The sequence below is a fragment of the Pseudomonas sp. FBCC-B1565 genome, from assembly GCF_059133265.1.
In genome coordinates, this window is record NZ_CP101438.1 from 3,795,954 (window position 1) to 3,816,668 (window position 20,715).

General features: G+C 61.2%; 15 protein-coding genes. 4 read left to right on the plus strand and 11 right to left on the minus strand.

Annotated features, from left to right (window positions below; all coding sequences use genetic code 11):
- Positions 1–295: 295 nt before the first annotated feature.
- Positions 296–1,411, plus strand: coding sequence for a Gfo/Idh/MocA family protein (locus NL123_RS17785; RefSeq protein WP_248488086.1), 1,116 nt, complete (start codon positions 296–298; stop codon positions 1,409–1,411).
- Positions 1,412–1,481: 70 nt separating this feature from the next.
- Here NL123_RS17785 and NL123_RS17790 read toward each other — a convergent pair whose 3' ends face one another.
- From NL123_RS17790 to NL123_RS17835, 10 genes are all read right to left on the minus strand, one after another.
- Complete coding sequence (locus NL123_RS17790; RefSeq protein WP_494355942.1) at positions 1,482–3,185, minus strand: AMP-binding protein; 1,704 nt, start codon at positions 3,183–3,185, stop codon at positions 1,482–1,484.
- 31 nt (positions 3,186–3,216) lie between these two features.
- Positions 3,217–4,515 carry an acetyl-CoA C-acetyltransferase gene (locus NL123_RS17795; protein WP_248488084.1) on the minus strand — a complete coding sequence of 433 codons (1,299 nt, stop codon included), beginning with the start codon at positions 4,513–4,515 and terminating at the stop codon, positions 3,217–3,219.
- Positions 4,512–5,402 (minus strand): MaoC/PaaZ C-terminal domain-containing protein, encoded by an 891-nt coding sequence (locus NL123_RS17800; protein WP_494355943.1) that lies wholly within the window; start codon positions 5,400–5,402, stop codon positions 4,512–4,514. The genes NL123_RS17795 and NL123_RS17800 overlap by 4 nt, the downstream gene beginning before the upstream one ends.
- Positions 5,403–5,405: 3 nt before the next feature.
- Positions 5,406–6,749 (minus strand): 3-oxoacyl-ACP reductase, encoded by a 1,344-nt coding sequence (locus NL123_RS17805; RefSeq protein WP_494355944.1) that lies wholly within the window; start codon positions 6,747–6,749, stop codon positions 5,406–5,408.
- A gap of 151 nt (positions 6,750–6,900) precedes the next feature.
- Complete coding sequence (locus tag NL123_RS17810; protein WP_494355945.1) at positions 6,901–9,426, minus strand: acyl-CoA dehydrogenase; 2,526 nt, start codon at positions 9,424–9,426, stop codon at positions 6,901–6,903.
- A gap of 290 nt (positions 9,427–9,716) precedes the next feature.
- Positions 9,717–11,126 carry an outer membrane protein transport protein gene (locus NL123_RS17815; protein WP_248488080.1) on the minus strand — a complete coding sequence of 470 codons (1,410 nt, stop codon included), beginning with the start codon at positions 11,124–11,126 and terminating at the stop codon, positions 9,717–9,719.
- 121 nt (positions 11,127–11,247) lie between these two features.
- A complete protein-coding gene (gene praB, locus NL123_RS17820; RefSeq protein ID WP_058424136.1) occupies positions 11,248–11,751 on the minus strand; it encodes an alkane oxidation protein activator PraB in 504 nt (167 codons plus the stop codon).
- Between the two features lie 132 nt (positions 11,752–11,883).
- Positions 11,884–12,378, minus strand: a complete 495-nt coding sequence (gene praA / locus NL123_RS17825) for an alkane oxidation protein activator PraA (protein WP_494355946.1) — start codon at positions 12,376–12,378, stop codon at positions 11,884–11,886.
- A 133-nt stretch (positions 12,379–12,511) separates the two neighbouring features.
- Positions 12,512–13,792, minus strand: a complete 1,281-nt coding sequence (locus tag NL123_RS17830) for an alkane 1-monooxygenase (protein WP_248488079.1) — start codon at positions 13,790–13,792, stop codon at positions 12,512–12,514.
- A 294-nt stretch (positions 13,793–14,086) separates the two neighbouring features.
- Complete coding sequence (locus NL123_RS17835) at positions 14,087–15,085, minus strand: alpha/beta fold hydrolase (protein ID WP_494355947.1); 999 nt, start codon at positions 15,083–15,085, stop codon at positions 14,087–14,089.
- 266 nt (positions 15,086–15,351) lie between these two features.
- Here NL123_RS17835 and NL123_RS17840 point away from each other — a divergent pair, with 266 nt between their 5' ends.
- From NL123_RS17840 to NL123_RS17850, 3 genes are read left to right on the plus strand one after another with little or no spacing between them, the layout of a single operon-like run.
- Complete coding sequence (locus NL123_RS17840) at positions 15,352–16,890, plus strand: flavin-containing monooxygenase (RefSeq protein WP_494355948.1); 1,539 nt, start codon at positions 15,352–15,354, stop codon at positions 16,888–16,890.
- Positions 16,887–17,777, plus strand: coding sequence for an SDR family NAD(P)-dependent oxidoreductase (locus tag NL123_RS17845; RefSeq protein WP_494355949.1), 891 nt, complete (start codon positions 16,887–16,889; stop codon positions 17,775–17,777). The genes NL123_RS17840 and NL123_RS17845 overlap by 4 nt, the downstream gene beginning before the upstream one ends.
- 15 nt (positions 17,778–17,792) lie before the next feature.
- Positions 17,793–18,626: a metal-dependent hydrolase gene (locus NL123_RS17850; RefSeq protein ID WP_071493119.1), complete on the plus strand. Its 834-nt coding sequence runs from the start codon at positions 17,793–17,795 to the stop codon at positions 18,624–18,626.
- Here the strand turns inward: NL123_RS17850 and NL123_RS17855 are convergent.
- Positions 18,623–20,698 carry an EAL domain-containing protein gene (locus tag NL123_RS17855; RefSeq protein ID WP_494355950.1) on the minus strand — a complete coding sequence of 692 codons (2,076 nt, stop codon included), beginning with the start codon at positions 20,696–20,698 and terminating at the stop codon, positions 18,623–18,625. The genes NL123_RS17850 and NL123_RS17855 overlap by 4 nt on opposite strands.
- Between the last annotated feature and the right edge of the window lie 17 nt (positions 20,699–20,715).

Consider the following 20,715-nt stretch of genomic DNA (forward strand, 5'->3'; position numbering starts at 1 on the left):
CATAGACCTTTCTCCCATTTATTATTGTTATCGCTTGCCTTCCGGGGCCTTGAAACCTGCAATCTAGAGCGCCTGGAGGAAGCAGGGGCCATCCTATCGGGCTTTCGAATCGTCTGACAATCGGCGCTACGTTATCTTTTGTTAACTGAAGGCATTTGGCCCCATGGTGAATGTAGCTGCATTCGCCGGGGTGATCGCCAGCGCGCAAATGAATTTTTATTCCATCTATTGAATTTTAGGAATTTTTATTCCATTAATAGCCTTCCTGAAAACAATAATCCAAAGGACCACGGCGATGCGTGAACTCGGAATCGGCTTGATCGGCACAGGCTTCATGGGCCGCGCCCATGCATTGGCATTCAATAACGCCCGTGCGGTATTCGAACTGCCGGTACCCCTCAAGCTGGCCGCCCTGGCTGATGCCGACAGCGAACGCGCCCAGCGCTGCGCCACCGCCTGGGGATTTGCCCAGGCCCATGGCGACTGGCAGGCGCTGATCAATGACCCGAGCGTCGATGTGGTAGCCATCACCACCCCCAACCATTTGCACTACCCCATGGCCATGGCCGCGATTGCTGCGGGCAAAGCGGTGTACTGCGAAAAACCCCTGGCCGTCAGCCTGGAACAGGCGGACGCCATGCGCCTCGCCGCCAGTGCCGCCGGGGTGGTGACGCGGGTCGGCTACAACTACCAGCACAACCCGATGATCACGCTGGCGCGGCAGATGATTGCCAGCGGCGACCTCGGCGAAATCATCAGTTTCCAGGGCGAGTTCAGCGAGGACTTCATGGCCGACCCGACCTCCCCGTGGTCATGGCGCTGTGAGGTCGAACATGCGGGGGGCGCCCTGGCGGACCTGGGCAGTCATTTGTTGTCGATGGCCCGTTATCTGGTGGGGGATGTGACGAGCGTATGTGCCGACACCCAGACCGTCCACGGCCAGCGCCCTGCCATCAACGGCAGCACCGAGCTGAAATCCATCGCCGTGGATGACCAGGTGCATGCCCTGCTGCGTTTCGCCAACGGTGCACGTGGCACGGTCAGCAGCAGTTGGCTCAAGCACGGCTACAAGAACCACCTGAGTTTCGAGATCAGCGGCACGAAAGGCACCCTGGCCTTCGATCAGGAACGCTTGAATGAATTGCAGGTATGCCGTATTGGCCAGGACGGCTTCCAGCGTTTGCTCGCCGGCCCCGCCCTGCCAGGTTACGCGGCGTTCAGCCCGGCGGCGGGGCATCAGTTGGGGTACAACGAACTGAAGACGCTGGAGGTGCAGGAGTTGATGCTGGCGCTCGCAGGCCAGGGTGCGGATGGCACCGACTTTGAGGCCGCGTGGGAAGTGGAGCGGTTGGCGACGGCAATTCGCGTGGCGGCCAAAGAAGAACGCTGGGTACACGTCGAAGAAGTTTAACAGCCCCGAACCTTGTGGTGAGCGAGCTTGCCTCGCGCGGGGCAAGCCCGCTCACTACAAAAAGCAAAGTCTAGCGCAAGGCCCGGCGCAGGACTTTGCCGACGGTGGTCTTGGGCAGCTCAGTAGTACGGAACTCCACGTACTTGGGCACCTTGTACCCCGTCAGGTACTCCCGGCAATGCACCAGAATCTGCTCCTGCGTGAGGTTCGGGTCCTTGCGCACCACGATGATCTTCACCTTCTCCCCGGTCACGCCATCTTCCACGCCAATCGCCGCCACTTCACCCACGCCTGGGTGCAGCGCCACCACATCCTCGATTTCATTGGGGTACACGTTGAAACCCGAAACCAGGATCATGTCTTTCTTGCGGTCCACCAGGCGGATATAGCCGCGCTCGTCCATCACACCGATATCGCCGGTCGATAGCCACCCCTCGGCATCCAGCACCTCGGCGGTCGCCTCCGGGCGTTTCCAGTAGCCCTGCATCACCTGCGGCCCGCGCACTTGCAACTCGCCCTGCTCGCCGATATCAGCCAGCTCGCCGTCTTCGCGCATGAAGCGCACCCAGGTCGACGGCAAGGGCACGCCGATGCTGCCGGTGAACTCCATCTCACGCATGCGCGCAATGTTGATCGGGCTGATGCTCACCACCGGCGAACACTCGGTGAGGCCGTAGCCCTCGATGATCGGCAGCCCGGTGACTTCCTTCCAACGCTTGGCTACCGCCGTGTGGGTGGCCATGCCGCCGGCGATCACCATGCGCAGGTCGGAAAAGTCCCGCGCACAGAACTCCTTGTTCTCCAGCAAGCCGTTGAACAAGGTGTTGACCCCGGCAATGCCGTTGAAACGCTCCTTGCGCAGGATCATCTGCACCCGTTTCACGTCCCGTGGGTTGGCGATCAGGATGTTGCGCCCGCCCAGGCACATGAACATCAGGCAATTCACCGTCAGGGAAAAGATGTGGTACAGCGGCAGCAAGGTGACGTTGGTTTCCTGCTTGTCCTGGTCCAGTTGGTCACCCACCCACGCCTTGGCTTGCAACAGGTTGGCGATGATATTGCGGTGGCTGAGCATCACGCCCTTGGCGTCGCCGGTGGTGCCGCCGGTGTATTGCAAAAAGGCCAGGTCGTCCAGATGCATCCCCACTGGGAAATGGTTGAGTGCCCGCCCCTGTTTCAGCACCTGGTTGAAGCGCACCGAACCGCGCAGGTTGAACGCCGGCACCTGCTTTTGCACACGGCGCAGGATGAAGTTCATCGCCGCGCCCTTGAAGGTGCCGAGCAGGTCACCGATGGCGGCGATCACCACGCGCTTGACGCTGCTGCCGGTGATGACTTTTTCCAGGGTGTGGGCGAAGTTCTCGAAGATCACCACGGTTTCCGCGCCGCTGTCCTTGAGCAGATGCTTGAGCTCATGGGCGGTGTACAGCGGGTTGACGTTGACCACCACGGCGCCGGCCAGGATCGTGCCCAGCAGGCAGATCGGGTACTGCAAGCAGTTGGGCATCATCAGCGCCACGCGATCGCCCTGCTTGACGCCCTGTGCCTGCAGCCAGGCCGCAAAGGCGTACCCTTGCACCTGCCAGTCGGCATAGGTCATTTCGGTGCCGATACTGACGTAGGCCACCCGCTCGCGAAACTTCTCCAGGTGCTCCAGGAATACCTCGCGCAACGACGGGTAGTCCTCGATACCCGCATCGATATCCGCCGGGACGCCAGGCAGGTAAGCGTTCAACCAGATCCGTTCGGTGTGTTCCAGGCTTACAGCGTTCATGGCAGTCTCCTTGTTGTTGTTTTTGATAGAGCTACTTTTCGACGATGGCGGTAATGCCCAGCCCGCCCGCCGCGCAGATCGAAATCAGCCCGCGCCCGCCACCGTTCTCATGGATGATCTTAGCCAGCGCCGCCAATTGCCGGCCACCGGTGGCCGCGAACGGGTGGCCGCAACCGAGTGAGCCACCGTTGACGTTCATTTTGGCGCGGTCGATGGCCCCCAGCGGTGCCTCCAGGCCTAGCCGCTCGCGGCAGTAATCGGCGTCTTCCCAGGCCTTGAGCGTGCACAGCACCTGGGCGGCGAAGGCTTCGTGGATCTCGAAGAAATCAAAGTCGTTGAAGCTCAAGCCTTCGCGCTGGAGCATGCGCGGCACTGCGTAGGCCGGGGCCATCAACAGGCCTTCGCTGCCGTCGACGAAGTTCACCGCGGCGGTCTCGCCGGTACGCAGGTAGGCCAGCACCGGCCAGCCGTGTTCGGCGGCCCACGCCTCGCTGGCCAACAACACCACCGAGGCGCCATCGGTCAGCGGCGTGGAATTGCCCGCCGTGAGCGTGCCGTCCTGGCGGTCGTAGGCCGGGGCCAGGCCGGCGAGCTTCTCCAGGCTGGCATCGGCGCGCAGGTTGTTGTCCTTCGCCAGTCCGCGATGGGGGCTGATCAGGTCGTCGAAGAAGCCGCGCTTGTAGGCCGCTTCCAGGCGTTGGTGGCTGGTGAGGGTCAACTCATCCTGGGCCAGGCGCTTGATCTGCCAGCGTTTGGCCATTGCTTCGCAGTGCTCGCCCATGGACAAGCCGGTGCGTGGCTCGCCATTGCGCGGCAGCAATGGTTTGAAGAACATCGACGGCCGAACCTTGAGCAACGTCTTCAACTTGGCGCCCATGCCCTTGGCGCGGTTGGCCGCAAGCAAGGTGTGGCGCAGCGATTCGTTGATGCCGATCGGTGCGTCGGAGGTGGTGTCGGAACCGCCGGCAACGCCCACCTCGATCTGGCCCAGGGCGATCTTGTTCGCCACCAGCAAGGCCGCTTCCAGGCCGGTGCCGCAGGCTTGCTGTACGTCGTAGGCCGGCGTGTCCGGCGACAAGGTGGTGGAGAGCAGCGACTCGCGCGCCAGGTTGAAATCCCGCGAGTGTTTGATCACCGCGCCGGCGGCAAACTCACCGAGGCGTTGGCCGTGCAGATTGTAACGGTCGACCAGGCCCTGCAAGGCGGCCACCAACAGGTCCTGGTTGCTGTCGTGGGCGTACACCGTGTTGGAGCGGGCAAACGGGATGCGGTTGCCGCCGATAATCGCCACACGGCGGGTCGGCGGCGGGTTGAAGCTGTAGTCACTCATCGAACGCTCTCATTCCAAATGAATAGGCCGCGCATATGGGGTTTGTCGCCGGCGAAGTTGCGCACTTCGAATTCACGGCGCGGGCCGGTCACGGGGTGGTTCCACAGCGCTACCTGGCCGGGCAGGAAGATCGGCAGCTTGAAGTCGCAATGGGCCTCGGCCTGGTCCAGCCCGCCGGGTGGTTGCTGCGCGGCGAGCGCTCGGCCCAGGGTCCACATGCCATGGGCGATGGCACGGCGAAAGCCAAAGAGTTTCGCGCCGATCACGGAGGTATGAATCGGGTTGAAGTCCCCCGACACCTTGGCAAAACGCCGGCCCAGGTCGGCGGGCAACACCCAGCGCTGGGTGCGCAACAAGCCCTCCTCCTGCAACGGCAACACGTCGTCCCACGGCTGGCCGACCGGGTCGTTGACGTCGCGGCGCAGGTACAAGCTGTCGCTCTCCCACACCAGGGCGTCGGCACCGTAGGCACGCGTGGCGATGCTCAGCGCCTGGCCTTTGGGATGGGCGACCCAACGCTCGGCATAAACCTCCAGGCGCAAGGCCTGGCCCGAGTGCAGGCGCTGGTGCTGACGAATGCGATTGGCCAGGTGCACCATGCCGCTGGCCGGGTACGGGAAACTCGGGCGCGTCAGCAGCATCAGGTGCAGCGGAAAGGCCAGCACATGGGGATAGGACAACGGCACGCCCTGCTCACGGCGAAATCCACAGGCGCGGCCATAGGCCTCTATGTCGGCGCCGGACAACTCTGCCGCCGCACGCACCAGGCGCTCTTTGGGCAGCAGCGGCGCGCCATCGAGCTTGGGTTTGCGCAAGGCGCGCACGCCATCCAGCAGCAAGCGCGTGCGCGATGGCGGCGGGTCGATAATCTGCGTCACGTAGTCCATGGCTCAGGCCCCCAGCAGGCTTTGCCCGCACACGCGTACGACTTGGCCGTTGACCCCGCCGGACGCCGGGTGTGCCAGCCAAGCGATGGTCTCGGCCACGTCAATCGGCTGCCCGCCCTGGGACATCGAGTTCATGCGCCGCCCTGCTTCGCGGATCATCAGCGGGATTTTCGCGGTCATCTGGGTCTCGATAAACCCGGGCGCCACCGCGTTCACCGTGACCTGCTGCGCCGCTGCATGGGGTGCCAGGCCTTGCACCAGGCCAATCACACCGGCCTTGGAGGTGGCGTAATTGCTCTGGCCGAGGTTACCGGCAATGCCGGAGATCGACGACACGCAGACGATGCGCCCACCGGGATTGAGCCCTTGGTTGTCCAGCAACGCCTGGCTGAGTTGCAACGGTGCTTCGAGGTTGACCGCCAGCACGCTGCGCCACGCGGCTTCGGGCATCTTGGCGATGGTTTTGTCACGGGTGATCCCGGCGTTGTGCACCACCACATCAAACGCGCCGTATTGGCTGGTGTGGGCCTGCAACAACGCGGCCGCATCCGGGGCGGTGATGTCCAGCGGCAAGGCGGAACCGCCAACGCTGGTGGCGGCTTGCTGCAAGGCTTCTTGCGCCTGGGGCACGTCCACGCACACCACATGCGCACCGTCTCGGGCAAGCACCTGGGCGATCGCCAGGCCGATGCCACGGGAGGCGCCGGTGACCAGGGCGCGGCGGCCGGCGAAGGGTTTGTCCCAGTTGACGTTGACGTGGCCGTCTACCGGTTGTTCCAGGCGCACCACTTGCCCGGACACATAGGCCGAGCGGCGCGACAGGAAGAAACGCAAGCTGCTGTCCAGTGCTTCTTCGGCACCCGGCGCAACGTAGATCAATTGCACGGTGATCGCCCGGCGCAGCTCTTTGGCCAGCGAGCGCACCAGCCCTTCAAGGGCGCGTTGGGCGATGGCCTGGGGCAAGTCCTGGCAGTGTTCCGGCGCAGTGCCGAGCACCACCACGCGACCATGGTGGCCGATGCGTTTGGCGTTGGCGTGGAAGAATTCATACAGCTCGTCCAGCTGTTGCAGATCGGCCACGGCGCTGGCGTCAAACACTGCGCCCTGCACCTTGACCGTGGACGGCGCCTTGGGCGTGGCCGGGGTAGCGATCACTGTGTCGGTGGCCGCGAACACACGCTGCACTTCAGCGGCCAGACGCCCTGCCCCGGCAACGATCACCGGATTGACCAGGCCATGCTGGCCGCTGCGATGGCGTTGCAGCGGCAGCGGTTGCGGTAAACCCACGGCCTGGGCCAGGCGACGGCCCCAGGGGGAATTGACGAACGAAAGGTAGCTGTCACTCATAGATAGATTCACTCACCACACATACTTGCCGTGTAAACCCGGTCTGTGTGGGAGGGGGCTTGCCCCCGATAGCACTCTATCAGTCAACGATTCATTGGCTGAACCACCGCTATCGGGGGCAAGCCCCCTCCCACATTGATTGGGTTTTTTCCTAATTGACTGAGGCGTTTTCACTTTGGCTGGCGCGACGTTTCGTGGTCGGCTCCAGCGCCTGCTTGCGCTGTTGCAATGCTTCCAACAAGCCGAAGTCCTGCGGAAAGTCGTCCACCTGGATGCCGTGGTCGGCGTATTCCACATAACGCCCGAGCAAGGTGTCTTCGTCGTCGCTGATCAGGTCCAGTGCCCGTGCCTTGACGCGCCAGGTCGTGAACGCCGTGGCGGAGATCGGCATTGGCTCGATCAGGCCCTGCTTGACGGCGGACTTTAGTCGGGCCTCGATCAGCTCCACTTGCGGCAACAGACGGAAACCCAGTTCGCCATAGGCCAGCTTGTCGATTTCCGGACGTGGGATGTAGGAATTGGCCAGCAGACGGTCGCGGGTTTCCCCCGGCGTCTGCACCACATCGGCCACCTGGGCCAGCAGGCGGTCGGACGGCTTGCGCAATGGGATACCGAAGGGGAACGTCAATGCCTTCAGCACGGAGGCGGCGGCTTTCGACGGGTAGTTATCGAGCACTTCGGCCAACGCTTCATGGGCACGCAGCAACGCATCCTGGGCCGCCCAGTGCACCAGCGGCAAATCCGCCTGGGGCCGGCCGTCATCCTCAAAGCGCTTGAGCACGCAGGACAGGATGTACAGCTGCGACAGAATATCCCCCAGGCGCCCGGTGATACTTTCCTTGCGCTTGAGGGCACCGCCCAGCACGCCCATGGAGATGTCCGAGACCAACGCCAGCACCACCGACAGGCGATTGGCCTGGCGGTAATAGGACGCCAGCGCGGGGTCGGTCTTGGCCGGGGCAGAAATCAGCCGGCCGCCTGTCAGGGAATGCACCACTGCACGCACTGTGTTGGCCAATACAAAGCTCACATGGCCGAACATGGCACTGTCGAATGCCTCTAGCGCCTTGCGCCGGTCCGGGTTGCGCGCCGCTTCCATCTCGCGGAACACATAGGGATGGCAACGGATCAGGCCCTGGCCAAAGATAATCAGGCAGCGCGTCATGATGTTCGCGCCTTCCACCGTAATGGCGATGGGGCTTTGCTGATAGGCGCGGGCCAGGAAGTTATTCGGCCCCATGCAGATGCCTTTGCCGGCGACGATGTCCATGCCGTCATTGACGATGATCCGCGCCCGCTCGGTAACGTGGTACTTGGCAATGGCCGAGATCACCGAAGGTTTCTCTCCCGCATCCAGGGACGCTACCGACACCTTGCGCACCGCATCGCAGGCATACAGGTGCCCGGCCATCCGCGCCAGGGGCGCTTGCACGCCTTCGAACTTGCCGATGGGCAGGCCGAACTGTTTACGCATCGCCGCATACGCGGTTGTGCCGCGCACCGCGACCTTGCCCAGGCCAACGTTGGCCGATGGCAGGGAAATCGCCCGTCCGGCTGCCAGGCATTCCATCAACATGCGCCAGCCGTTGCCGACTTGTTCGCGCCCGCCGATCACCCATTCCAGGGGGATGAACACGTCCTTGCCGGTGGTAGGACCGTTCTGGAACACGGCGTTGAGTGGCCAATGCCGGCGGCCGCTGTTGACGCCTGGGTGAGACGTTGGAATCAGTGCGCAGGTGATGCCAAGGGAACCCGGAACGCCGAGCAGGCCGTCCGGATCTTCTGCGCGAAACGCCAGGCCGAGCACCGTGGCGATGGGGCCGAGGGTGATGTAGCGCTTGTCCCAGGTCACCCGGAAGCCGAGCACTTCCTCGCCTTCATGCATCCCTTTGCAGACGATGCCCAGGTCGGGAATCGCCCCGGCATCGGAGCCGGCATACGGGCTGGTCAGGGCAAAGCACGGGATGTCTTCGCCCCGCGCCAGGCGCGGCAAGTAGTAATTGCGCTGGGCATCGGTGCCGTAGTGCAGCAGCAGTTCGGCCGGGCCGAGGGAATTGGGCACCATCACCGAAATCGCCGCCGCCGAGCAGCGCGTCGACAGCTTCATCACCACCTGCGAATGCGCATAGTGGGAGAAGCCTTTGCCACCGTACTGCTTGGGAATGATCATGCCGAGGAACCCGGCATCCTTGGTGTATTGCCAGCCCTCAGGGGACATATCCTGCCACACCTGGGTGGTTTCCCAATCGTTGGCGATGTCGCACAGGGTCTCCACTTCGTTATCGAGGAAGGCCTGCTCTTCGGCGCTCAGGCTGGCGGGCGCGGCTTGCAGCAGGCGCTGCCAATCGGGCTTGCCACTGAACAGCTCGGCGTCCCACCACACGGTGCCAGACTCGATCGCGGCGCGCTCGGTGTCGGACATAGCGGGCATGATTGTACGAAACAGGCCCAGGGCGTTGCTGGTGAGCAAGGTACGGCGCAGGGGTTTGATGGTCATCAGCACTGCAGGCAGGAGCACCAGGAGCGCCGCGACGGTCATGCCGAAACCGGCGACCACGTTGAACAGATAACCGACCGCCAGCCAGATCAGGCCTGCACCCAACCAGTGAATGGCAGCGGCTTGTCGATACGCCAGGGCAATCGCAGCGGCGACACCCACCAATAACCAGATAAACATGGGGATACCTCTACTCGATTCAGGGTATGGCAAAAGCGCTTGCAGGTCGCACTGACCTCAGGCGTAAGGCCACACTACAAACTCGGAGAAAAACATTCAATTTTTGTTTTGAAATTTTTATTTAATGCTTGGACGAATAAACAACGGCTGAACAGGTCAGCCTTACAGAGTCGCGATTGAGTTGAAGCGGTACGGGTCGCCTGCGCGACCCATCAACGCCAGGCCAGACTCAAACGGCACGGGAGATGCGCTCCCTGCCGCTCGTCTATGGGCCCTGCGCTCACAATGAATCAGAACGCGTAAGTCGCCGAAAGGCTGACAACTTCACCCTTCGCGTCGGCCTTGCCATCGAGAGTGGCCCCACCCAAACGATCCTGGTTGTGGGTCCTCAGCTTGGCTTTCTCGACGAATTGCCGCGAGTAAGCCCCATCGATACTCAAACCAGGAATAGCACGGATGTTGTAGCCAAACCCGAGGGAAGCAAATATACGATCACCGTCCGGAATACGTGGGTCACGTGTGGAGTTTCGTGTTGGGGTCTGGTCGGTGGCTACACCGGCACGGAAAGTGAAGTCGTCGGTGAATTTATAGTCACCGCCCAGCGAAACCATCCAAGCGTTTTTATAATTGTAGGGAATTGACACAATTTGCGCGCCGTCAGACTTCAATGTCAGTGCCTTAAACGACGACCATTGAGTCCAGGTAACGCTGGCGCCCAACGTCAGACGGTCATTGAACTGATGCACCCAATCGACAGAGGCATTTGCCGGCACATCCAGTTGCGCGGAGGCATTGGCGCCATTGGAGTTGAGGTTGAGCCCCGGATACGCGAGTGCAGGCAGGCCACCATCGATCAGCGCTTTGTTCGCGTCGTCGGCGTAAATGCTGTACTTACCCTCTAGCTTGTTTTTTATCTTGGCGTGGTAGTTCAAACCCAGGGTGTCGAATTCGGTTGGCTTCCAGACCACACCGGCAAACCAGCCAACGGAGGTGTTATCCACCTTGACCCGCATCAAAGAAGAACCCACACCGGAAGGGAACGGAATTCCGATGGCAGGTGACAACGCCGCTGCTGCATATAAGTCGATGTTCTGGCTGACAAACCCTTTGGTGTGCTGAACAATTGCACCGGCGCCCAAAGAGAACTGGTCATTAACCTTGAACGATAACGAACCCGTGACTCCGACGGTTTCAATACGCGTATCGACCGCAAAATCCCGGCCGATCCAGTCCTGGTCCCAGGTTGTACGTGCACCCATCGGCACTACCTGGCTTAAACCGAAAGCAAAACGGTCGTTGATAGGCATCACCATGAAGCCGGTGGGCAACCACGCGGTAAAGCCGCCTTGTCCACCATCACCGGTGCGTGGCGTGGAGCTTAAATCAGTGGGGTCTACGGCGGCTGGCGCATTGCCTGCGTAATCCTTGGCCGTCCCCTTGTATTTGATATTAATCCGTGCGTAATCGACGGTGAACTGAGAAACGTTGTGATCGATGAAAGCCATGGCCGCCGGGTTGTTGTAAGCCGCAGACGGGTCATTCTGGAACAACGATCCCCCCCCGAAGGCTCTCCCCCAGCCAGGAGCACCGAAAGTCGGCGTGGAAAACCCGCCAGCCTGCGCCTGACCGGTTGCAGTCATGAGGCTGCCTAGAATCGCCAGACTCAATAATGTGCGCGCCTGTTGTTTTTTATTGTTCATGCCCTGTTCCTTATTATTTTTCTCATGTTCGGCGTTCAAACCTGTCCCACGTCAGCGGGCGCCTTTTGCAAGGCGCCCGCCTTAACGTGTGATCATCACGTTTACAGCCAGAAGCACGTTATCAAGGGGTCACAGTGAAGGCCGGGCTTGGATTGACAGCCAGGGTTTTGATGCTGCAGGCACCCACAGTTTGTGCAGCCGGAATACTCAGCGTATTGGTCGCGTTGTTCCAAGTGACGGCGATGTTTGCAGTGCCACAGTTCGAAACAATCTTGAAGCTCACACCTTCCACAACCCCAGTGAAGTTGTTGGTGCTACCCGCCACGGGCACGATGTTTTTCAGCGTCCAAGGCAAGTTCTGCATAACCGGTACACCACACAACGCGTTAGAGCCGCTGACGCTCGCACCAGTGATGGCAGCAGTGGTGCCATCAGCCGCTACCGTACCGGTAAACGTGATGTTGCAAGGCACGGCAATTCCCAGCGAAGCAGGTGAAGCCACCGAAATCGGACCGCTTGCAGTGAAGCCGCCAGTCGGCGCGATAGTGGCCGCGCTGGCCATTGAAGCGGCACCAACGCAGAGGGCGAACGAAGTTGCACAAACGAGGGTTTTCAAGCTTTTCATTGTTTTTCCTCACATGTTAAGGCGAAGTCATTTCGCCAGGGGTAATGGCCATGAACGAGAGGTCACGGTGAATCTGCAGAACTTCCCTTTCCAGCCAAATCTCAATTCAATTACCGCTGCAACATCCGACGGTTATTCAACAACTTTGAAGTTCGGCGGCATCTTGATCGACACCGTCTTGATCTTGCAGTCTTCGCCAATCGGCACATTGGTGGCTTCCAACTTGCCGGTGGCGTTATCCCAAGTGCCATCGGCCGTTGAAGGTCCGCACTTTCCGCCCAGGCCAAAGGCATGCACGTCCACGCTGATTTTTGACATGGAACCACTCTTGGTGTCTTTGGCGACTAACACCCACGGCAAGTTGATGGCTTCCACGCGGCTGCACTTGAGGCCGCCGTCGAATTCAACTTTGTCGACATTCACCGATGAGCCATCGGCCGCGACCTTGCCGGCCACTTTGATGGTGCAGTCGGCGCTGATCAGCGCGCCCTTGGAGAAGCTGATGGGGCCTTGGGCGGTAAAGGCGCTGCCCGCCGGTTCGATGCGCGCAGCCTGGGCCTGGTGATACGCGATCAGGCCCAGCGCGGCCAATACGATGTGGGTGGTGAACTTGGCAGGTGATTGCATGGTGTACGTCCTTCCCTTTAATTATTTTTGTTCGGGTCAAACCACTGTGTTGCAACTGATTTTGTAAACCTTGGGCGAAAGCAGCCTGCGCGGCACGCAGACCCCGAGTACGCCAACAGCCGGTTACTTGAACTTAGAACGGCTTGGCGCTGTTACTGTACTTCTCCAGGTACTTCAACCGCTGTGAGGGCTGAAGATTGGTCAGGGAGATATCCCCGGCATAATGATTCAGCACGCGATGGTCCATGCGCCGCCGCCACAAGTACGGCACATAGGCCCAGACAATCATGCTCGCGTAGCCATAGGGCAGTTGCGGTGATTCATCAAAGTGGCGCAACGACTGATAACTACGGGTCGGGTTGGCATGGTGATCAGAGTGCCGTTGAAGTTGGAACAGAAAGATATTGGTAACAATACGGTTGCTGTTCCATGAATGCCGTGGCGAGCAACGTTCATAACGTCCGTTGGGCAACTTCTGGCGTTTAAGGCCGTAGTGCTCCACATAGTTCACGACTTCCAGCAACGAGAAGCCGTAGATGCCCTGGATAATCAGGAACGGAATCACTGCCGCGCCCAGCCAGGCGATCATCGCGCCCCACAGCACCACGCTGTACATCCAGGCGCTGAGCACACCGTTCTGCCAGTGCCAGGCCGGCAAACCGAGTTTGCGCAGGCGTTCGCGCTCCAGGTTCCACGCCGAGCGTGCACTGAACCACACCGAGCGTGGCAGGAACGCCCAAAAGCTCTCGCCCAACCGCGAACTGGCGGGGTCTTCCGGCGTAGCGACACGCACGTGATGGCCACGGTTGTGCTCGGTGTAGAAGTGCCCGTAGAACGTCGGTGCCAGGGTGACCTTGGCCAGGAACACTTCCAGCGCGTTGGGCTTGTGCCCCAGCTCATGCGCCGTGTTGATCGCGATGCCGGTGGCGGCGCCGGTCGACATGGCCATGCCCAGGTAAGTGAACCAGCTCGGTTCGCCATGCAGTTGCGTGCGTGCAGTGATGTAACTCGCGGCGTGAGACAGCCAGCTGGACGGCTCCAGGTTCGCGGCAGCCTGCAACAGGCCGCCCTGGATGATCCAGTCGATACCGCCCGCGGCGAGCCAGCCGGTGATCACCACCGACGAGATCACAAACAGCACGCCGGTGTAGACGATCCAGCGATAGTAGCTTTGGGATTCGAGGTGGCTGACGGCGGATTCGGGCGGGTTGCTCACGTCTTCACCGAGCAAGCCATCGATCAACGGGATCAGGCCGAAGATCACCAGTACACCGACCCACCAGAGTTGCTGGATACCGGTGCTGATGGCCAGTGCGCCGGAGAGCAACGGGGTGGCCAGGGGCATGATGCCCAGCCACCACAGGTGACGTTTGCCGTCGGTCCAGATGCTTGGGGCTGCCAGGGTCTGATTCATGGCAGCCTCCGTGGCAGGGAGGCAGGAAACAGGTTCAGGGAGCGCTGAAGGCTCCAGGAAATCAACCATGCGATAAAAGACGTTTTTTTCATTTTTATTCGCTCTTAGGCATTTCAAAAATCATTTCAAAATAAACATTGAAATATTTTTTTAAAGAAATAGCGCGGAATCGTTAGGTCGTCAACTACTTTTTCGAGGCCTTTTTTGCGTGACCGTGCAGTCTCTTTTTCAGCTGTTTGGTCAGGTCTCTAGGGCAAGCATTTCGGACAGTCAAACCCGCAACGAGGGCCACGATTATTTGTTCGCCAAGGCAAATGGCGGATGCAGGATCGCGGCGGTCTGTGCTGGCCGCGCCCGCTTGGCCAACTGCTGGACTGCCTCGACCACCCGTTCGGTGGCGGTGATCGGCAGCATATGCCCGCGCCCTTCCACTACTTGCAGCTTCAGGCCCGGCACCTTGTCGGCCAGGGCCTGGCCGTGCTTGCGAAAGTCCAGGACCTTGTCCCGTGCGCCGTAGATCAGGCTGATGGGCAGCGTCAGTTGCGGGTAGCGCTTGACCATGTCCGGCAGGTCGTCGTTGACCAGAGCGATCTCGCTGGAGGCTGCATAGAAGTTGTCAGGACGCATGCCCAGCAGCCCGCCGCCACGGGTGGCGAAGTCGTCCGGGGCACTGTCCGGTGCGAACACGCCCTTGACCACCGAGCGGCGCGTCAACAGGCCCATGGGAACCGTCAAGGTGCGCGACACCCAGCGCCTGAGCCAGGCAGGTCGCACAGCCAGTGACCAGAACACCAGTGGCAAGGTCGGTTGAGGGTGCGTCAGGGGCGCCACCAGTATCAGCCCGGACACCGCATGGGGATGGTCGAGGGCGAGCGCCAGGGAAATCGCCCCACCAAGGGAATGCCCCAGTACCAGCGGTTTATCCAGGCCCAGCGTATTGATAAACGCCGCCACTTGCCGTGCCTGGGCTGGCAAGTCTGCAGGGGTGCCTTTATGACGGGTGGAATAGCCCGACCCTGGTCGGTCGAGGCTGATCACGCGAAAATGCTCGCGCAACTGGCCGGACAAGGCATACGTCAGGTTGCGACTGCTGCCCATCAGCCCGTGAATCATCACCAGCGGCGGGCCTTTGCCTTCCTCGTAATAATGAAAGCGCTCGCCGTCCACCTCCAGAAAGCGCCCGTTGATCGGAACGGCGGCTTCGATACGCCGCGTCATCCATGTACTGAACCCCCACAAAACGGCGCTCGCGCCTATAAACACAGCCGCAGCGACAACCCATTCAACAGCCATAGCTCGGTCCTCTGCATCCCTGCTGCCGGCGACCTGACCGGAATTGATCAAGGCCTCGGCCATCGTCCACATCCTGGACCCAAACTGCGTGCCTGTACGTCGGACAAGTGGCACATGAGAGACCTGGGACTAGCGTAGGCGATATTTTCAGGTAGATTATTTAAAATCTTTTTTAAAATAAGTAATTCAATTTTTCTTTGCAATGGTGTTCTATCTAAAAGACAAAACAAGAAAGGAGCACATCCGATGCCCACGAGGGACTGCTTATGAATGCCCAGAGTGATTCAATCGACATCGCCATCATCGGCTCCGGCTTCGCCGGCCTGTGCATGGCGATCAAGCTCAAGGAGGCCGGGTTCACCGACTTCTTTATTGCCGAACAGGCCGACACCCTCGGCGGCACCTGGCGGGACAACCACTACCCGGGCTGCGCCTGCGATGTGCAGTCCCATGTGTATTCGTTTTCCTTTGCACCCAACCCGGCCTGGACACGGCAGTTCGCGCCGCAGGCGGAGATCCGTGCGTATCTGGAGCAATGCGCCACGCGCTTTGGATTGGCGCCCTACCTGCGTTTCGGCATGGGCTTGCAGCGCGCGGTGTTCGATGAGCACCTGCAACGCTGGCAATTGAACTTCAGCGATGGCCGCCAGGTCAGCGCGCGGGTGCTGGTGTCAGGCATGGGCGGCCTGTCGCGCCCAGCGTTACCGGATATTCCGGGTCTGGACAGCTTCAAGGGCAAGCGCTTCCACTCCCAGCAGTGGGACCACGACTATTCCTTGAAAGGCAAACGCGTGGCAGTGATCGGCACCGGCGCCAGTGCCATTCAGTTCGTACCGCAGATCGCGCCGCAAGTGGCCCATCTGGACCTGTTCCAGCGCACGCCACCGTGGATCATGCCCAAGCCCGACCGGGCGATTACCCCCTTTGAGCGCTGGCTGTTCAAGCACCTGCCCTTCACTCAACGCCTGGTGCGCGGTGCTTTTTACTGGGCGCTGGAAGGCCGGGTGGTGGGCTTTGCCCTGCACCCGCGGCTGATGAAAATGGTGCAGAAAATCGCCCTTCGTCACCTGCACAAACAAGTGGCGCGCCCGTCCCTGCGCAAGACCCTGACCCCGGACTACACCATCGGCTGCAAGCGCGTACTGATTTCCAACGACTACTACCCCGCCTTGTCGCGCAGCAATGTCGAGGTGGTGACAGATAACGTGCTGCGCATCGAAGCCGACGGTGTGATCACTGCCGACGGCATCAAGCACCCGGCCGATTGCCTGATCTTCGGCACCGGCTTCCAGGCCACCGATCCCCTGCCCCGCGACTGCATCATCGGGCGTGGCGGTGTGGACCTGATGGACACCTGGAAAGACGGCGCCCATGCCTACAAGGGCACCACGGTGCCTGGCTATCCCAACCTGTTCCTGATCGTCGGCCCCAACACCGGCCTGGGGCATAACTCGATGATCCTGATGATCGAAGCCCAGGTGACCTACATCCTCGATGCGCTCCAGCACATGCAGCGGCAGCGCATCGCTACGGTGGACGTCAAAGCGGCCGTGGAAAGCGCCTACAACCAACAGCTGCAAGCCAAGCTCAAGCGCACCATCTGGAATACCGGTGGGTGCCAGAGCTGGTACCTCGACCCGCGCACCGGTAAGAACACCACCCTGTGGCCTGGCTCGACCTGGCGCTTCAAGCAGGTCACCCGCCAGTTTGCACTCAAGGATTATGTGGTCGACCTGCTGCCGGTCAACACGCCCAGCCGCCCCGTGCCGGCCCCCCACTCCACCCCGGAAGGCAGTCTGTCATGAAGTCATTCAATGGCCGCGTAGCGGCAATTACCGGCGCCGCGTCCGGCATGGGCCGCGCCCTGGCATTGGCCCTGGCGCGTGAAGGTTGCCACCTGGCGCTGGCGGATAAAAACAGCCAGGGACTGGAACAGACCCTGGCGCTGATCAAGACCTCGACCCTGGCCCCGGTGTCGGTCACTACCCAGGTGCTGGACGTGTCCGATCGCCAGGCCATGGAGGACTGGGCCGCACGCTGCGTGGCCGATCACGGCCAGGTCAACCTGGTGTTCAACAATGCCGGGGTGGCCCTATCGAGTACCGTGGAAGGCGTTGACTATGCCGACCTGGAATGGATCGTCGGCATCAACTTCTGGGGAGTGGTGCATGGCACCAAAGCATTTCTGCCGCACCTGAAAGCCTCGGGCGACGGCCATGTGATCAACACGTCCAGCGTATTCGGCCTGTTCGCCCAGCCCGGCATGAGCGGCTATAACGCCACCAAGTTTGCGGTGCGCGGCTTTACCGAATCCCTGCGCCAGGAACTGGACCTGCAACGCTGCGGCGTGTCAGCCACCTGCGTGCACCCCGGTGGTATCCGCACCGACATCTGCCGCAGCAGCCGTATCGACGCGAACATGACGGGCTTCCTGATCCACAGCGAACAGCAGGCCCGCGCCGACTTCGAAAAGCTGTTCATCACCGACGCCGACCAGGCCGCCAAAGTGATCCTGCATGGCGTGCGCAAAAACAAGCGCCGCGTGCTCATCGGCCGCGACGCGTATTGCCTCGACCTGCTCGCCCGTTGCCTGCCGGCCGCCTATCAGGCCCTGGTGGTGTTCGCCAGCAAGCGCATGGCGCCCAAGCCGCGTACGCCGGTGTTTGAAACCAATGACGAGCCCCGTCTCTGAACAGGAGCACGCACTATGTTGCCGATCCGCCGTGACATCCATTTCGCCCTGCCCGCCGAGCGCATCAAGGACTGGCATGAACAAGGCCCGTTCATCACGCATTTTTTCAATGCCCTGTCGCTGCTGTTTCCCCAGGGCGAGCTGTTTTTCATGGACAGCGTGCGCCACTACCGGCAACACATCGACGACCCCGAACTGAAAAAAGAGATCCAGGGTTTCATCGGCCAGGAGGCCATGCACAGCCGTGAACACGTGGCCTACAACGACTTGCTGCAAGCCGCCGGGCTGCCTGCGCATACACTCGACCGACGCCTCAAATTCATCCTCGACCTGCAGAAAAAGCACCTGCCACCGTCCTTCAACCTGGCAGTCACCATTGCCCTTGAGCACTACACGGCGATGCTGGCTGAAATCCTGTTGAGCGACCCTTCACGCTTCGGCAATTCACTCAAGGGCTATCAGCAGATGTGGTACTGGCACGCCCTGGAAGAAACCGAGCACAAGGCCGTGGCCTTCGATGTGTGGAACCGCGTGATCAAGCCCGGCCCCATGCGCTACCTGTTGCGCACCGGCACCATGCTCACCACCACGGTGTTCTTCTGGCTGGTGGTGTTCGACTTTCACCTGCGCTTGCTGATTGCCGACCGCAAGTCGGGTGGGCACCTGAAAGGCTTCTGGCGCATGTTGAAGTTTCTGTATGGGCCGAAGGGTGTTTTCCCACGGATGCTGGTGCCGTGGCTGCATTACTTCAAACCCGGCTTTCACCCCTGGGACCACGACAATCGGGCACGCCTGGCCGGGATCGATGGCCTGGTCGAGGAGATCGAGCAGACCCAGCGCGGGTATTAAACCTGCGCTAAGGCGGCGCGTTCACGTACAAACCCTTGCAACTGATCGCCCGGCAGCGCCTTGCTGAAATACCAGCCCTGGATAATCAATTCGGCGCCGGTATTCAGGAAGGCCAACTGCTCGGCAGTCTCGACGCCCTCCACCACAACGCCCAGGTTCAACGCCTCACAGAAGCGCAGCATGCCGGTCATCACCTGTGCGCCCTTGGGCTCGTGCTGGGCCACCACGAAGCTGCGGTCGATCTTGATGAAGTCCACCGGGAACTGGTGCAGGTAACTCAGGGCCGAGAAGCCGGTGCCGAAGTCGTCGATATACACCTTGGCACCAATGGCCTGCAGCTTCTGGATGGTCTGGCGCGTGATCTGGATATCACTGACCAGCGCGTCTTCGGTGATCTCTACCGATACGTGCCCATGGGCCTGGGCCAGGATCTCCACCAGGCGTTCGCCATAGGCGGCGTCGGTCAGGGTCGCGCTGGAAATATTGATGGTCATCGGCAGGGCAAAACCGAGTTTCTGCCACTTCTGGTACTGGCGAACTGCCTGGGACGCCACCCACACATCCACATCCGGCATCAACCGCGCCTGGGCCAGCCATTGCAGGAATTCCCACGGCGAATGCACCGTGCCCTGGGCATCGCGGGCCCGCATCAGCGCTTCACACCCGGTGCACAGGCCGGTGCGGGTCGAGACCTGCGGCTGGAATTCGAGGTAGAACTCATAGTCGCTGATCTGCTGGATGCGGCTCAGTTCCACGGCCTGGCGCGCCAGGGTCTTGTGGGAGGCGAGTACCGGGTCCAGCTCGCGCAGACGGCCCTTTTCTTCAAGGCCACGGAAGGTCATGTCCAGGGACTTGAGGTACACCGTGCCCCCTTCACTGGCCTGGCGATGGATCGCCCGCACATACGGCGCGTACACCAGGGTGCCCAGGCCCAGCAGCGCCACTTGCAGCGCCACCGCCGCCAGGTCGCCGTGGGTACTCAGATAGGCATTGAGCAGCACCGGCGCGGTGAACGGCACGCTGACCACCGCCGGCGACACCCAGCCCATCTGCACCACCGTCAACGCCAGCATGGCATTCAACGCGGGGACGATCAGAAACGGTATGAACAAACGCGGGTTGAGGATGATCGGCAAGCCGAACAGCAGCACCTCGCTGACGTTGAACAGTGACAGCGGCAGGCTCGCCACCGCCAACAAGCGCATGGACTGGCTCCTGGAGAACAGCAGGATGGCCAGCAACAGGCACAATGCACCGCCCGAGCCACCGATAAACGCAAAGCTGCCCAACAGGCCACTGTTCAACACATATTTGACCGGCTCGCCCGCCGCCAGGGCCGTGCTGTTCAGCACCACGACCTGGTCCAGTACATCGAACAGCGGTTGCATGGCGTACACGCCGTGGATGCCGAAAAACCACAGCAGCGAATTCATCAGGGTCACGAACAGGCCGCTGCCGTAGGGCGACTCCAGCGCGTCCAGCACCTGGGGGCCTTGCAACTGCGCCACATACGGAATCTGCAGCAACAAGGACAGCACCACCACCAATGCCAGGGCGGTGATAGCGCCTGGCAGCACCATATTGATCGTGCCCCGCAGGTTGTGCCCCACCAGGTCTTCGTTGACCAGACGGGTCCAGCGGTAGCGGTGCAGCCAGGCAATTGCGGGAACGTTCAACAGCGGCGAGGCAATGGCGATAAACAGCACAAAGGTGGCCGAGGCCCTGGGGTAGTCCCGCAGGATGAATGTCGCCACCACCACATGGGCCAGGCACAGGAATGCCACGGGCAATTGGGGCAGGCGATGCTGGATCGCCAGCATGTAACCGATGGACGCGGCCACCAGCAGCGGGATCACGGAACTGATCTGGTTGTGCAGGCCGGCGAGGAACGCCACCACCTGCGCGTGGAAGCCAAGGACGCGAGCACATTCCGACAGAATCAGAAAGCCCGCCGAGACCAGCAGACAAGGCAGGATCCACAACAGCCCTTCGCGGATCGCCCGCAGCGATTCAGTGCTGGCCAACGCAGCCAGGCGTTGGGTGAAGAAAAGCTTGAACAGCGTTTGCGCCATGACCCATCCCTCTGCCC

Coding starts and splice junctions, on each gene's coding strand:
- NL123_RS17785 (WP_248488086.1), top strand. CDS start 296: ATGCGTGAACTCGGAATCGGCTTGATCGGCACAGGCTTCATGGGCCGC.
- NL123_RS17790 (WP_494355942.1), bottom strand. CDS start 3,185: ATGAACGCTGTAAGCCTGGAACACACCGAACGGATCTGGTTGAACGCT.
- NL123_RS17795 (WP_248488084.1), bottom strand. CDS start 4,515: ATGAGTGACTACAGCTTCAACCCGCCGCCGACCCGCCGTGTGGCGATT.
- NL123_RS17800 (WP_494355943.1), bottom strand. CDS start 5,402: ATGGACTACGTGACGCAGATTATCGACCCGCCGCCATCGCGCACGCGC.
- NL123_RS17805 (WP_494355944.1), bottom strand. CDS start 6,749: ATGAGTGACAGCTACCTTTCGTTCGTCAATTCCCCCTGGGGCCGTCGC.
- NL123_RS17810 (WP_494355945.1), bottom strand. CDS start 9,426: ATGTTTATCTGGTTATTGGTGGGTGTCGCCGCTGCGATTGCCCTGGCG.
- NL123_RS17815 (WP_248488080.1), bottom strand. CDS start 11,126: ATGAACAATAAAAAACAACAGGCGCGCACATTATTGAGTCTGGCGATT.
- praB (WP_058424136.1), bottom strand. CDS start 11,751: ATGAAAAGCTTGAAAACCCTCGTTTGTGCAACTTCGTTCGCCCTCTGC.
- praA (WP_494355946.1), bottom strand. CDS start 12,378: ATGCAATCACCTGCCAAGTTCACCACCCACATCGTATTGGCCGCGCTG.
- NL123_RS17830 (WP_248488079.1), bottom strand. CDS start 13,792: ATGAATCAGACCCTGGCAGCCCCAAGCATCTGGACCGACGGCAAACGT.
- NL123_RS17835 (WP_494355947.1), bottom strand. CDS start 15,085: ATGGCTGTTGAATGGGTTGTCGCTGCGGCTGTGTTTATAGGCGCGAGC.
- NL123_RS17840 (WP_494355948.1), top strand. CDS start 15,352: ATGAATGCCCAGAGTGATTCAATCGACATCGCCATCATCGGCTCCGGC.
- NL123_RS17845 (WP_494355949.1), top strand. CDS start 16,887: ATGAAGTCATTCAATGGCCGCGTAGCGGCAATTACCGGCGCCGCGTCC.
- NL123_RS17850 (WP_071493119.1), top strand. CDS start 17,793: ATGTTGCCGATCCGCCGTGACATCCATTTCGCCCTGCCCGCCGAGCGC.
- NL123_RS17855 (WP_494355950.1), bottom strand. CDS start 20,698: ATGGCGCAAACGCTGTTCAAGCTTTTCTTCACCCAACGCCTGGCTGCG.